This window comes from Paracoccus sediminilitoris (assembly GCF_003259195.1).
Taxonomy (GTDB): domain Bacteria; phylum Pseudomonadota; class Alphaproteobacteria; order Rhodobacterales; family Rhodobacteraceae; genus Paracoccus; species Paracoccus sediminilitoris.
On sequence record NZ_QJPK01000008.1, the window covers coordinates 1 to 13,024 of the forward strand.

12 protein-coding genes and 1 tRNA gene are annotated in these 13,024 nt (G+C 66.3%); 8 read left to right on the forward strand and 5 right to left on the reverse strand.

Features of this window, described 5'->3' with window-relative positions:
* Nucleotides 1-1,847, reverse strand: a 1,847-nt coding sequence (locus tag DKT70_RS09635; RefSeq protein WP_233490514.1) for a DEAD/DEAH box helicase, incomplete at its 3' end; no start/stop codon positions are given.
* Between the two features lie 244 nt (nucleotides 1,848-2,091).
* On the opposite strand from DKT70_RS09635, the gene DKT70_RS09640 reads away from it, so the two are divergent.
* From DKT70_RS09640 to DKT70_RS09675, 8 genes are all read left to right on the forward strand, one after another.
* On the forward strand, nucleotides 2,092-3,981 hold the full coding sequence (locus tag DKT70_RS09640; protein WP_111558948.1) for a cation:proton antiporter: 1,890 nt from the start codon (nucleotides 2,092-2,094) through the stop codon (nucleotides 3,979-3,981).
* A 78-nt stretch (nucleotides 3,982-4,059) separates the two neighbouring features.
* Nucleotides 4,060-5,802, forward strand: a complete 1,743-nt coding sequence (gene argS, locus DKT70_RS09645) for an arginine--tRNA ligase (protein WP_111558996.1) — start codon at nucleotides 4,060-4,062, stop codon at nucleotides 5,800-5,802.
* A gap of 76 nt (nucleotides 5,803-5,878) precedes the next feature.
* Nucleotides 5,879-7,018 carry an SPOR domain-containing protein gene (locus tag DKT70_RS09650; protein ID WP_111558949.1) on the forward strand — a complete coding sequence of 380 codons (1,140 nt, stop codon included), beginning with the start codon at nucleotides 5,879-5,881 and terminating at the stop codon, nucleotides 7,016-7,018.
* Nucleotides 7,019-7,028: 10 nt separating this feature from the next.
* Nucleotides 7,029-8,018: a glycoside hydrolase family 3 N-terminal domain-containing protein gene (locus DKT70_RS09655; protein ID WP_111558950.1), complete on the forward strand. Its 990-nt coding sequence runs from the start codon at nucleotides 7,029-7,031 to the stop codon at nucleotides 8,016-8,018.
* Nucleotides 8,019-8,070: 52 nt separating this feature from the next.
* Nucleotides 8,071-8,886 (forward strand): segregation and condensation protein A, encoded by an 816-nt coding sequence (locus tag DKT70_RS09660; RefSeq protein WP_233490515.1) that lies wholly within the window; start codon nucleotides 8,071-8,073, stop codon nucleotides 8,884-8,886.
* A complete protein-coding gene (gene scpB / locus DKT70_RS09665) occupies nucleotides 8,876-9,520 on the forward strand; it encodes an SMC-Scp complex subunit ScpB (RefSeq protein WP_111558951.1) in 645 nt (214 codons plus the stop codon). Before DKT70_RS09660 ends, scpB begins: the two co-directional genes overlap by 11 nt.
* Nucleotides 9,521-9,532: 12 nt before the next feature.
* Complete coding sequence (locus DKT70_RS09670; RefSeq protein ID WP_111558952.1) at nucleotides 9,533-9,733, forward strand: hypothetical protein; 201 nt, start codon at nucleotides 9,533-9,535, stop codon at nucleotides 9,731-9,733.
* A gap of 39 nt (nucleotides 9,734-9,772) precedes the next feature.
* Nucleotides 9,773-10,879: a THUMP domain-containing class I SAM-dependent RNA methyltransferase gene (locus DKT70_RS09675; RefSeq protein WP_111558953.1), complete on the forward strand. Its 1,107-nt coding sequence runs from the start codon at nucleotides 9,773-9,775 to the stop codon at nucleotides 10,877-10,879.
* Here the strand turns inward: DKT70_RS09675 and DKT70_RS09680 are convergent.
* From DKT70_RS09680 to ihfA, 4 genes are all read right to left on the reverse strand, one after another.
* Entirely contained in the window at nucleotides 10,876-11,946 is a 1,071-nt protein-coding gene (locus DKT70_RS09680; protein ID WP_111558954.1) for a 2'-deoxycytidine 5'-triphosphate deaminase, read from the reverse strand. The genes DKT70_RS09675 and DKT70_RS09680 overlap by 4 nt on opposite strands.
* Before the next feature lie 72 nt (nucleotides 11,947-12,018).
* Nucleotides 12,019-12,096 (reverse strand) — tRNA-Pro (locus tag DKT70_RS09685).
* A gap of 79 nt (nucleotides 12,097-12,175) precedes the next feature.
* Nucleotides 12,176-12,640, reverse strand: coding sequence for a MerR family transcriptional regulator (locus DKT70_RS09690; protein WP_111558955.1), 465 nt, complete (start codon nucleotides 12,638-12,640; stop codon nucleotides 12,176-12,178).
* A gap of 15 nt (nucleotides 12,641-12,655) precedes the next feature.
* Nucleotides 12,656-12,958 carry an integration host factor subunit alpha gene (ihfA, locus tag DKT70_RS09695; protein WP_072296414.1) on the reverse strand — a complete coding sequence of 101 codons (303 nt, stop codon included), beginning with the start codon at nucleotides 12,956-12,958 and terminating at the stop codon, nucleotides 12,656-12,658.
* Nucleotides 12,959-13,024 lie beyond the last annotated feature (66 nt).

The following is a 13,024-nucleotide window of genomic DNA, read 5'->3' on the forward strand; positions in this document are numbered from 1 at the left end:
GATGCCGCATCGGTGGCCACGTCCCGAGCCGGAGCTTCGGCCGCGGTTTCGGCGGACGTCGCAACGACGGGTGCTTCCGCGACCGGTGCCTCGACCGACTTTTCGGCGGTCTTCTCGGCGGAGGATTTGCGACGGCTGCGGGTGCGCTTGGGCTTCTGCTCGGGCTGGGCGGCCTCGGGCTGTGCCTGGGGCGCCTCTTCGGGGCGTTCCTCGGGCATGGGCGAGATGCGCAGCTCGACCGTCATGAAGCGCGGGACATGATCGCCCATGCCGACGATCTGCTGACCACGATTGCCGTCATTCCCGCCACGACGCCCATCGCGCCGATTGTTGTCGCGGTTGGTGTCGCCACGGTTGCCATTGTCGCGCCGGTTCTCGTCACGACGGCTGTCATCGCGGCGGCTTTCTTCACGGCGGGCAGGTTCGGCTGCGGCGGGACGGCTGTCCTGGCGCGGCTGGCTTTCCTTGCGGGGCTTATCGACGGCCTCGGGCATGGCAACCTCGGGTTTGACGGCTTCTGGCATGGGGGCGGCGGGCTGCGATGCGGCCTCGGGCTGGTTCGGGGCGGTGTTGGCTGCGGATTGCTGTTCCGAATCGTCGCGCTTGCCGCGGCGGCTGCGCTGACGGCTGGCGGGCTTGCGGTCCTCGGGACCGGCATCTTCGGGCTGCGAAGCCTGGGCAGGCTTTGCACCGGCGAAACCGGCGGGCAGATCGCTGCGGGGCAGGGTGTTCTTGACCAGCGCCTCGATGCCGGTCAGATATTTCTCGTCCGAGGGGGTCGAGATGCTGATCGCGGTGCCAAGACGGCCCGCGCGACCGGTCCGGCCGATGCGGTGGACGTAATCCTCGGCATGGCTGGGCAGGTCATAGTTGAAGACATGGCTGACAGCGGGAATGTCCAGGCCGCGCGCAGCGACATCGGATGCCACCAGCAGGCGCAGCTTGCCGTCGCGGAAGGATTCCAGCGTGCGGGTCCGCTGGCTCTGTTCCAGATCGCCATGGATCGGGGCAGCGTCATAGCCGTATTTGCCAAGCGACTTCGCGACGATATCCACATCCGTCTTGCGGTTGCAGAAGATGATCGCGTTCTTCAGCTTGTCACCCTCGGCCTCGATCAGAGCGCGCAGCAGGTCGCGCTTCTGCTTGGCGGCGGTGTCACGGCGCGCGGGCGTCAGTTCGACCAGGCGCTGCGTGATGGTTTCGCTGGTCGTGGCCTGGCGCGCGATCTCGATGCGTTCGGGGGCGTGCAGGAAGGTGTTGGTGATCCGCTCGATCTCGGGGGCCATGGTGGCGCTGAAGAACAACGTCTGACGGGTAAAGGGCGTCAGCTGGAAGATACGTTCGATATCGGGGATGAAGCCCATGTCCAGCATGCGGTCGGCCTCGTCCACGACCATGATCTGAACGCCGGTCAGCAGCAGCTTGCCGCGTTCGAAATGGTCCAGCAGGCGGCCCGGCGTGGCGATCAGCACGTCGACGCCGCGGTCGATCAGCTTGTCCTGTTCGCCGAAGCTGACGCCGCCGATCAGCAGCGCCTTGGTCAGGCGGGTATGCTTGGCATAGGTGTCGAAGTTTTCGGCCACCTGGGCTGCCAGTTCGCGCGTCGGGCACAGAACCAGGCTGCGCGGCATGCGCGCACGCGCGCGACCCCGGCCCAGCATGGTGATCATCGGCAGCGTGAAGCTGGCAGTCTTGCCGGTCCCCGTCTGTGCGATCCCCAGCACGTCGCGGCCTTCCAGCGCGGGCGGAATCGCGCCCTGCTGGATGGGCGTCGGGCTTTCATAGCCGGCCTCGGTCACGGCCTTCAGCACTTTGGGATCAAGCTTCAGATCAGAGAATTTGGTCATAGGGGGCTTTCCATTAGCCACGCCATCCGTGGCGCGATGCGTTCCATGCCGCGCGCCGGTCTGGCGCAAGGGCGGCAAAGTTGGGACGCAATTTCGGACGCCCCGCCTTCTTGCCTGCCGGATGCAGGCCAGCATCGCCTAGACCAAAGCGCTTGCCACGTCAATCTATCCCTATGATGGCAGACGACCGGAACCCGACCTGCTAGTTAGGGCTTTGGAACGAAACCGACGCGAAAGGGCGGCAATGGACAGTGAAGTGATGCAGGTGCTCAGCCCCGTGCAGGTGGTTGCGCTTGTGGGGGTTCTGGGCGTGGGTGCCCAATGGGTGGCGTGGCGTTTCCGCCTGCCGGCCATCGTCCTGATGCTGGGCATCGGCCTTCTGGTCGGGCCGGTCATGGGACTGTTCCTGCCCGATCGCGACCTTGGCCCTATCTACAAGCCCCTGATCAGCGTCGCTGTCGCCATCATCCTTTTCGAAGGCGGGCTGACGCTGGAATATCACCGCCTGCGCGACGCCAAGGGTCCGGTCCGACGTCTTGTCTATCTGGGCGCGCCGCTCGGGTGGCTGCTGTCGACCCTGGTCCTGTGGCTGGCTGTGGGCCTGACCTGGCAATCGGCGGCGGTCTTCGGCGGTGTCATGGTCGTCACCGGCCCCACAGTGATCGCGCCGATGCTGCGTCAGGCAAGGCTGCGGGCACGCCCCGCACAGGTTCTGCAATGGGAAGCCATCATCAACGACCCGGTGGGCGCGCTGATTGCCGTTCTGGTTCTTGAAGTGGTCATGGTCCTGGAAACCGGCCTGTCGGCAGGTCAGGCCGTCTGGCTCTTGGGATCGGGGATCGGCTTTGCCGCCTTGGCGGGCCTTGCCGCCGGCAAGGGGATGGAGATCGCCTTCCGCCGTGCCTGGATCCCCGAATACATGAAGGTGCCCGTGCTGTTCGTCACGGTCATCGCCATCTTTGCCGTCACCGACAGCATCCTGCATGAATCGGGCCTGCTGGCGGTGACCATCATGGGCATGTTCCTGGCCAACGCGAAACTGTCCTCCTATACCGAGCTGCACCGCTTCAAGGAACATGCGACGATCTTGCTGGTATCCGGCGTTTTCGTGCTGATGGCCGCGTCGCTGGATTTCGCGACGCTGACACAGCTGACCTGGCGGGCGGCGCTGTTTGTCATCCTGACCGTGGCGCTGGTGCGACCCCTGCAGGTGCTGCTGCCGTTGCTGGGCAGCAACCTTCCCATGAAAGAGCGCTGGCTGATCGCGCTGACCGGGCCGCGCGGCGTGGTCATGGTTGCCATTTCGGGTCTGTTCGGCGACCAGCTGGTCGAGGCGGGCATTGCCGACGGTGCGCTGCTGGCGCCCCTGTCCTTCATCATCGTCCTGGCCAGTGTCATCATCCACGGTTTCACGCTGGCACCCTTGGCGCGCCGGTTGGGACTGACCGGCGCGGAAAGCCCCGGCCTGCTGATCGTCGGCGGGTCGCCCTTTTCGGTGGCGCTGGCGCAGGCGCTGGAAAAGGCCGATGTCGTCTCGCTGATCGCAGACACCAACCGCCAGCATCTGACCAAGGCGCGCCATGCGGGCATCCCCACCTTTTACGGCGACATCCTGGGTGAAACGGCCGAGCATCAGGTCGAATTCATTGCCTATCCCTCGGTGCTGACGGCATCGGACAATGATGCCTACAACACCTTGGTGGCGACGGATCTGGGGCCGGAAATGGGCCGCGACGCCATCTGGCAGCTGAGCCGTATGAAGGACAATTCCCGCCACGCGCTGCCCGCGCAGCTGGGGGGGCAGCGCGTTAACGGCAAGCTGACCTTCGAGGATGTGAACCAGCGCCTGGCCGAAGGATGGACGTTGCGCAGCACCCGTCTGACCGACGAATACGACCTGGAGGCATGGGAGGCCGAACGCCCCGGCGCCGAACCTTTCGTCGTGGTGTCGAAATCCAGCGGGCTGCGCTTCATCGGTCCCGACCAGCCGGTCGGCGCGCAGTCGGGTGACTGGGTGACGGCCTTCCTGCCACCCGAGCTTTCGGCCGCACGTGACGCCGCCGCCAAGGCCTTGGCCGAAGAGGCGGGCGATGTGGCCCAGGAGCAGCGTGAAAAGAAGGAAAAGGGCACCTGATCCACGGGTCACGGGGCTTTCGGTTGACCTTACCCGACCTGTGGCGTTAACCCGCAGGGATCAATCAGGAAGCTTATGATGAACCTATTCACCGATCTTCGCGGCGTCGTCGTCGAGGCGCTTGACCAGATGGCCGATGCGGGCGAACTGCCCCAGGGCCTCGATTACGGCAACGTCACGGTCGAGCCTCCGCGCGATCCGGCGCATGGCGACATGGCGACCAATGCGGCCATGGTGCTGGCCAAACCTGCCAGCATGAAGCCGCGCGACATTGCCGACAAGCTGGCCGCGCGGCTGACCGACCCGCGCATCGCTGCGGCCGAGGTCGCGGGCCCGGGCTTCCTGAATCTGCGCCTGTCGCCCACCGTCTGGCAGGGCGTCGTCGCCTCGGCCCTGACCAAGGGCGCCGATTTCGGGCGTTCGGACATGGGCGCAGGACAGAAGATCAACGTCGAATTCGTCAGCGCCAACCCCACCGGCCCGATGCATGTGGGCCATGTCCGCGGCGCGGTCTTCGGCGATGCGCTGGCGCGGCTGCTGGATTTTTCCGGCCATGACGTGACGCGGGAATATTACATCAACGATGGCGGCGCGCAGGTCGACGTGCTGGCCCGTTCCGCCTTTGAACGTTATCGCGAGGCCAACGGGCTGGAGCCCGAGATCCGCGAAGGCCTCTATCCCGGCGATTACCTGATCCCGGTGGGCGAGGCGCTGAAGGCCAAATACGGCGACAGCCTGCTGGACCGCCCCGAGGACGAATGGCTGCAGGAGATCCGCGAATTCGCCACCCAAGCGATGATGGAGATGATCCGCGGCGACCTGGCGGCACTTGGCGTGCAGATGGACGTCTATTCCAGCGAAAAGGCGCTTTACGGCACCGGCCGGATCGAGGATGCGATCGCGCGCCTGGAAAGCCAGGGGTTGATCTATCGCGGCGTGCTGGAACCCCCGAAGGGCAAGCTGCCCGAGGACTGGGAGGCCCGCGAACAGCTGCTGTTCCGGTCATCGGCGCATGGTGACGACGTGGACCGTCCGATCCAGAAATCGGACGGGGCCTGGACCTATTTCGCGCCCGACATTGCCTATCACTGGGACAAGATCGACCGCGGCTTTGACCAGCTGATCGACGTCTTCGGCGCCGATCACGGTGGTTACGTCAAGCGTATGAACGCCGCCGTCAAGGCGCTGTCGAACGGGCGCGTGCCGCTGGACGTCAAGCTGATCCAGCTGGTCAAGCTGTACAAGAACGGCGAGCCGTTCAAGATGTCCAAGCGTGCCGGCACCTTCGTCACCCTGCGTGACGTGGTCGAGGAGGCGGGCGCCGACGTCACCCGCTTCATCATGCTGACCCGCAAGAACGACGCCGCGCTGGATTTCGATTTCGCGAAGGTCCTGGAACAGTCGAAGGACAACCCGGTCTGGTATGTCCAGTACGCCAGCGCGCGGGTGAATTCCGTCCTGCGTCGCGCGACCGAGGCCGGCATCGCGGTGGACGATTCGACCTTGGCGGCCGCCGATCTGTCGGTTCTGGCCCATCCGGCCGAGCTGGAGCTGGCCCGCAAGGTCGCCGAATGGCCGCGTCTGGTCGAACACGCCGCCCGCGCGCATGAGCCCCATCGCATCGCGTTTTTCCTCTATGAGATCGCATCCGACCTGCATTCCCTTTGGAATCGCGGCAATGATGACCATTCCCTGCGCTTCGTGCAGGATGGCGATGCTGCAACCAGCCAAGGAAAAATTGCACTGGTCCGGGCGGTTGGCGTTGTTATTTCATGCGGTCTGGGTATTCTTGGCGTCGCTCCTGCAGAAGAAATGCGCTGACGAACGGTGCCGCTGCGGGACGTGCTAGAGCAGTCATAACGTTAATCCGGAACAACCGGCAGGCAGGCAGACAGACATGGCAGTGATGGACTTCCGCGAAGGCGGCTATGTGTTCTCGCGTCACAAGGTGAAGCGGGAATTCCAGTACGACCAGCAAGGGTGGGGCGATGCCCAGTCCGACGGGCAGGCCGATCCGCGACACGCGACGGGCGTGGCGGGGGACGGTCTGCAGGTCCGGCTGGCACGGCTGACCCATTACGTGGGCGCGGTCGCATCGGTCGGGTTGATGGTCGGTCTGCTGGCCTGGGGCTGGCAGCTGGTGTCGCGCGACGTGTCGGGCGTTCCGGTGATCCGCGCCGTCCAGGGCGAGGCCCGCACAACCCCCGAGGAACCGGGGGGACAGCTGACCAGCCATACCGGCCTGGCCGTGAACACCGTCGCCGGTGGCGACACCGCCACCGCCGCCCAGGAGGTCGCCATCGCCCCCGGCGGCACCGAACTGTCCGATGACGATGTCGCCATGGGCGAATTGGGTGCCACGGCGCGCGAGCCTTCCAACAGCTCGGAAACGCCGCTGACCTTTGCGGGCGATCCGATCGTGCCGATGTCCGACAGCGAGGCTGCCGCCAAGGCCGCCGCCGATGCCGAACGCGCGCTGGCCGATCAGGCCGTGGCCCAAGCCGCGATCATCGACGCCCCCGCCAGCGAAGGCGCCGTGACCAGTGTCGTCACTGACGAAAACGGCATGCCCGCCCAGGCCGACGCCATCGCCGAGGCCCTGGCCCAGGCTCAGGCCGAGGCGAACCCCGGCGTGCTGGTCGCCTCGACCCGTCCCGCCCCGCGTCCCCGCGTGACCCGTGTCGCATCGGCCGCGCCTGCCGCCGCCGCGGCGGCGACCGAAACCCAAGCCGAGCCCGTGGCCCAGCCTGCCGAGAAACCCGCCGACAAGCCTGTCGTGGCCAGTTCGGCCAGCGGCCCGGTGGTTCAGGTCGGGGCCTTCGACAGCAGCGCGATTGCGGAAAACCAGTGGGCGCGCCTGTCGGGCGGCAACTCCTCGCTCTTCTCGGGGAAATCGCCGGTCATCCAGCAGCATGACAGCAACGGGCGCAGCTTCTGGCGCCTGCGCGTGGCGGGCTTCGGTTCGATCAGCGAGGCGCGGCAGTTCTGTTCGGCGCTGAAGTCATCCGGGACCGACTGCCTGGCCCTGGGCGGGTGATCGCGACCGCATGACCCATAATGCCACGATTCTGGGCGGCGTCGCCGGGACGTCCTTGACGTCCGACGAGGCCGCCTTTTTCCGCGCCGCCGACCCCTGGGGGTTCATTCTGTTCGGGCGCAACGTCGCCGACCCCGACCAGCTGCGCCGCTTGACCGGCGATCTGCGCGATGCGGTGGGCCGCGATGCCGTCATCACCGTGGATCAGGAAGGCGGCCGCGTGCAGCGGCTGCGCGGCCCGCACTGGATGGATTGGCCCGTGCCGCTGGATCATGCCGGGGCAGGGGCGCGGGCCATGTGGCTGCGCTATCACCTGATCGGACAGGAACTGCGGGCGGTGGGCATTGACAGCAATTGCGCCCCGACGCTGGATGTGGCGCAGGCCGACACGCATCCCTTCCTGCGCAACCGCTGTTTCGGGACCGATCCGGGACGCGTGGCAGAACTGGGACGCGCGGCGGCGGACGGGATGCTGGCGGCGGGGGTTCTGCCCGTGGTCAAGCACATGCCGGGCCATGGCCGTGCGGTCGCCGACAGCCACCATGACCTGCCCACCGTCACCGCTTGCCAGGCCGACTTGGCGGCTCTGGATTTCGCTCCCTTCCGCGCCTTGGCCGATCTGCCGATGGGAATGACGGCGCATATCCGTTTCACCAATCTGGACGATGCGCCGGCCACGGCGTCGCGTCGCATGATCGACCTGATCCGCGACGATATCGGCTTTGACGGCTTGCTGATGACGGATGACATCACCATGAACGCGCTGTCGGGCACGCAGGCCGAACGCGCGGCGGCTTCGGTCGCGGCGGGATGCGACATCGTCCTGCATTGCAACGGCAGCATCGCCCAGATGGAGCCGGTCGTGCAGGCCGCGGGCGCCATGGGGGCCGATGCGATGCGGCGTGCCGAGGCGGCTCTTGCGCGGCGCCACGTCCCCGACGACGCCGATATCGGGGCGCTGCTGGCCGAATGGCGGGACCTGACGGGCACGCCCGCTTGACACCGCCGGGGTGCAGGCCGGACCCTGCAGCCCGCGAACAGAGGGAGCCGACGTGCCCAAGCCATCGACCGAGGTGCCCTATCTGACCCCCGTCCCCGACGGGCCGGACGTCGTGGCCCAACGGCGCGCTGACGAAGCGCTGATCGTCGATGTCGATGGCTATGAGGGGCCGCTGGACCTGCTGCTGACCATGGCGCGGTCGCAAAAGGTGGACCTGATGACGATCTCGGTCCTGGAGCTTTCAGAACAATATCTGGCCTTCGTGGACAAGGCCCGCGCACTGCGGATCGAACTGGCGGCAGATTACCTGGTCATGGCCGCCTGGCTGGCCTTTTTGAAATCGCGCCTGCTGCTGCCCCCCGACCCCGAGGCCGAAGGCCCATCGGCCGAGGAGATGGCCGATCATCTGGCCTTCCAGCTGGAGCGGCTGTCCGCGATGCGGCAGGCCGCCGCGCAGCTGATGGGCCGCGACAGGTTGGGTATCAGCCGTTTCGCGCGCGGTGCGCCCGATGCCGTCGCCCGCACCCGGCGCACGCGATACACGGCCAGCCTGATCGACCTGATGCGTGCCTATGCGCGGCTGAAGACGCGCGATGAATTCCGCCCCTATGCCTTTGACCGCAAGGATGTCTTCACTATGGAGCAGGCGCTGGAACGCCTGCGCAGGATGATCGGCTTTGCGGGGGAATGGACCGACCTGTCGGTGTTTCTGCCGCAAGGGTGGGAGGCAGACGCCCCCCGGCGGCGCAGTGCGACCGCCGCCACCTTCGCGGCCTCGCTGGAGCTTGCACGCCAGGGCCGGCTGGAGATACGCCAGGCAGAGACCTTCGCCCCCATCAGCTATCGCCAGAGACCCCATGAGCCCTGATTTCCCGCCGCCCCCGATGGACCAGCAGGAACGCATGGTCGAGGCGATCCTGTTCGCGGCGACCGCCCCCGTCACCCTGCGCGATCTGATCGCCCGCATGCCGGTCGGCTGCGATGCGGCCGAAGCGCTGGCCGCGCTGCGCCGCACCTATCGCGGGCGCGGCGTGGTGGTCGAACATCTGGGCGACGGCTATGCCTTCCGCACCGCGCCGGACCTGTCCTTCCTGATGCAGACCGAAACCCTCGACACCCGCCGCCTGTCGCGCGCTGCGATCGAGACCCTGGCTATCATCGCCTATCACCAGCCCGTCACCCGCGCCGAGATCGAGGAGATCCGTGGCGTCGCCGTCAGCCGTGGCACGCTGGACCAGCTGATCGAGATGGAATGGGTCCGCATGGGCCGCCGCCGCATGTCGCCGGGACGCCCCGCCACCTTTGTCGTCACCGACGGCTTCCTGGACCATTTCGGGCTGGAATCGTCGCGCGATTTGCCGGGGCTGTCGGAACTGCGCGCTGCCGGCCTGCTGGATTCGCGCCCGCCCGCCGAAGGTTTGTCCATGCCCCTTGCTAGGGACGAGGAGGATGCCGATATTGAACCGATGGATCCCCCCGAGGATCTGTTCGAGGATGAGTGAAGGGGCGCATCGATGAACATGAACATGCTGGTCAACATGTTTACCAAGCTTGTCGCGCGCAGGGCGATGAACTGGGGTATCAACAAGGGCATCAATTCCATGGGCCGCAAAGGTGATCCGGCGGATGCGGCTGGCCGCAACCAGCGCTCCAACCAGCAGACGAAGAACCTGGCCAAGCGGATGAAGATGCTGAACCGCATGACGCGTCGCTGAGGCTTTGCTTTCCCCGCGACCCGCGCTAGGGCTGCGGGCATGAGCGACAATCATTTCGAAATTTTCCTGGTGGCGACCCCGGGGCTTGAAGCCCCCTTGGCCGCCGAAGCAGCGGCCTTGGGCTGGCAGCCGGTGGTCCAGCCGGGCGGCGTGACCGTGACGGGCGACTGGTCGGACGTGCGCCGTGCCAACCTGATGCTGCGCGGGGCGACACGCGTCCTGGCACGCATCGGCGGGTTCCGCGCCATGCATCTGGCGCAGCTGGATAAGCGTGCCCGCAAGTTCCCCTGGGCCGACATCCTGCGCCCCGATCAACCGGTCAAGGTCGAGGCGGTCTGCAAGGCTTCGAAAATCTATCACGCCGGGGCCGCGACGCAGCGGATCGAGCGGGCCATTACCGAGGAACTGGGTGCGCCCATCGCTGCCGATGCGCCGATGTCCATCAAGACCCGGATCGAGGATGACTTGGTCACGTTCAGCATCGATACGACCGGCGAATCGCTGCACAAGCGCGGCCACAAGGTCGCCGTCGCCAAGGCCCCCATGCGCGAGACCATGGCCGCGATGTTCCTGTCCGAAATGGGCTTTGACGGCACGCAATCGGTGCTGGACCCGATGTGCGGCTCGGGCACCTTCCTGCTGGAGGCTGCCGAGATCGCCGCAGGTCTGGCGCCAGGCCGCAGCCGCAGCTTTGCCTTTGAACAGCTGGCCAATCACGACCCCGATGCGTGGGACCGGATGAAGGCGCAGGTTACGCGCCGCCCGGCTGGCGCGACTTTCTTGGGCCGCGACCGCGACCCCGGCGCCATCCGGATGAGCCGCGCCAATGCCGAACGCGCGGGCGTCGAGGACCTGATCGGTTTCGAGGCCTGTCAGATCGCCGATCTGGAACGGCCCGATTGCGAACCCGGCATCGTCATCCTGAACCCGCCCTATGGCGCGCGGATCGGCAACAAAGGGCCGCTCTTTGGCTTGCATGCCACCATGGGCGAGGTGTTCCGCAGCCGTTTCCAAGGCTGGCGCATCGGCATCGTGACCAGCGAAGCGGGATTGGCCAAGGCGACCGGGCTGCCCTTCAAGCCAGCCGGACCCATCGTGGCGCACGGCGGGTTGAAGGTCCGCCTGTGGCAGACCGGCCCGCTTTAACGGAACTGCTTGGCCAGCTTCAGGCCCTGTCCTTGGTAATTCGACTTGATCCCTTCGCCGTAGAGGCGCTCGGGGCGGGTCGCCATGCGTTCATAGACAAGGCGCCCGACGACCTGCCCGTGTTCCAGCACGAAGGGTGCCTCGTGGCAGCGGACCTCCAGCACGCCGCGCGCGCCGGTGCCGGTGTCGCCGATGCCGAAGCCCGGATCGAAGAATCCCGCGTAATGCACCCGGAATTCGCCGACCATCGCCAGATAGGGGGCCATCTCGGCGGCGTAATCGGCGGGGATCGCCACCGATTCGCGGCTGACCAGGATATAGAACGCGCCGGGGTCCAGGATCAGGCGCCCTTCGCTGCTGTGCAGTTCGTCCCAGAATTCCGATGCCGGGTATTCACCGATGCGGTCCAGATCGATCACGCCGCTATGTGGGCGCGCACGATAGCCGACCAGATCGCCCGTCGCGGGATGCAGATCGACGGAAAAACCAAGGCCCTGGTCGATCAGCGGCTGACCGTCGCCCACCAAGGGCTGGGCATCATGCAGGGCGCGCAGTTGGTCGTCGTTCAGCACCGCCTGTCCGCGGCGCAGGCGCAGCTGGTTCAGCCGCATGCCGGGGCGCACCAGGACCGAGAAGCTGCGCGGGCAGATTTCGGCATAGAGGGGGCCGTCATAGCCTTCGGGCAGGCGGTCGAATTCGGTCCCGTCATCGGTGACCAGCCGCGTCAGCAGGTCCAGCCGCCCGGTCGAGGATTTGGCATTGGCCACCGCCGTCAGCCCATGGGGCAGGCTGATGCGTTCCTGCAGCGGCACCAGATAGACGCAGCCGCGTTCCAGCACGGCCCCGCTTGACAGATCCATCTGGTGCATCTGCAGATCGTCCAGCCGGTCCGCGATGCGCCGGCCGCGCCCTGCCAAGAAGCTGGCGCGCAGGCGATAGGCGGTCTGGCCAAGCCGCAGGTCAAGCGAGGCGGGCTGGATCTGTTCGGGAATGATGGGGGCATCGGCGCTGATGATGCCGGTCTGGATCAGGCCGCGGATTTCACTGTCGGAGAGGACACCGTTCATCCAGATTGCTCCTGATCTTGATGCTGGATAAGGGAAACGCCCATTCTCGGATGAGAATGGGCGTTTTCGGAATGGTCGGGCCGGCGAGATTCGAACTCGCGGCCTTCCGTCCCCCAGACGGACGCGCTAACCAGGCTGCGCCACGGCCCGACGCGCTTCGTATAGTGCGATCCGGCAGGGATGCACAAGGCCCTCCAAGCGGAAATCTTTGCGAAATCGCAACCCGATGTCACGAAAACCGCATCATCGCCCGCGCCAGGTCGATGGCGGTCGCTTGGGCGGCCTGCCAGCGCGCGTCGCGGGGCGCGATATGGCGCAACCGGCGCGACAGATCGGTCAGGCGGGTCAGCCAGTCGATGGTGATTGCGGGGGTGTCATCCATATCGGACGCATCAGGAAGGGGCGTGTCGTCGCGTGACAGCCGGGCGCTGCCCAAGGCGCGCACGGACTGACCCTTGTCGCCCGACAACTGCTTGCGCGCGCCGCGGATGGTCAGCCCCTGATCGCGCAGCAATTCGCAGATGCCCGCGGCCAGCGCGATATCGGCAGGGCGGTAATAGCGCCGTCCGTCACCGCGCTTCATGGGACGCAGCATGGTGAACTGCGTTTCCCAATAGCGCAGGACATGGGGTGCCACGCCGACCAGTCTGGCGACCTCGCCTATGGATCGGAATGCCTCTGCGCTTTTCGCCATGCTGTCGGTCAGATCCTATCGCTTGTTTCCATCGGCGACGCGGTCCTTCATCAGGTGCGACGGCCGGAAGGACAGGACCCGGCGCGGCGTGATCGGAACCTCTTCCCCGGTCTTGGGGTTGCGGCCGATCCGTTCGTTCTTGTCCCGCACCGAGAATGTGCCGAAAGACGAGATCTTGACCTGTTCGCCGCGCACCAGCGCATCCGATATGTGGTCCAGAACGCTTTCGACCAACTGTGCCGATTCGTGCCGCGACAGCCCGACTTCGCGGAACACCGCCTCGGCCAGGTCCATACGGGTCAGAGTCTTGTAGCCCATGGTCAGTCCTCTTGGATTGGGGGGAAGGATGGGTCTTCTTGCCGTCCCTGTCAACGAGAAGGGCGG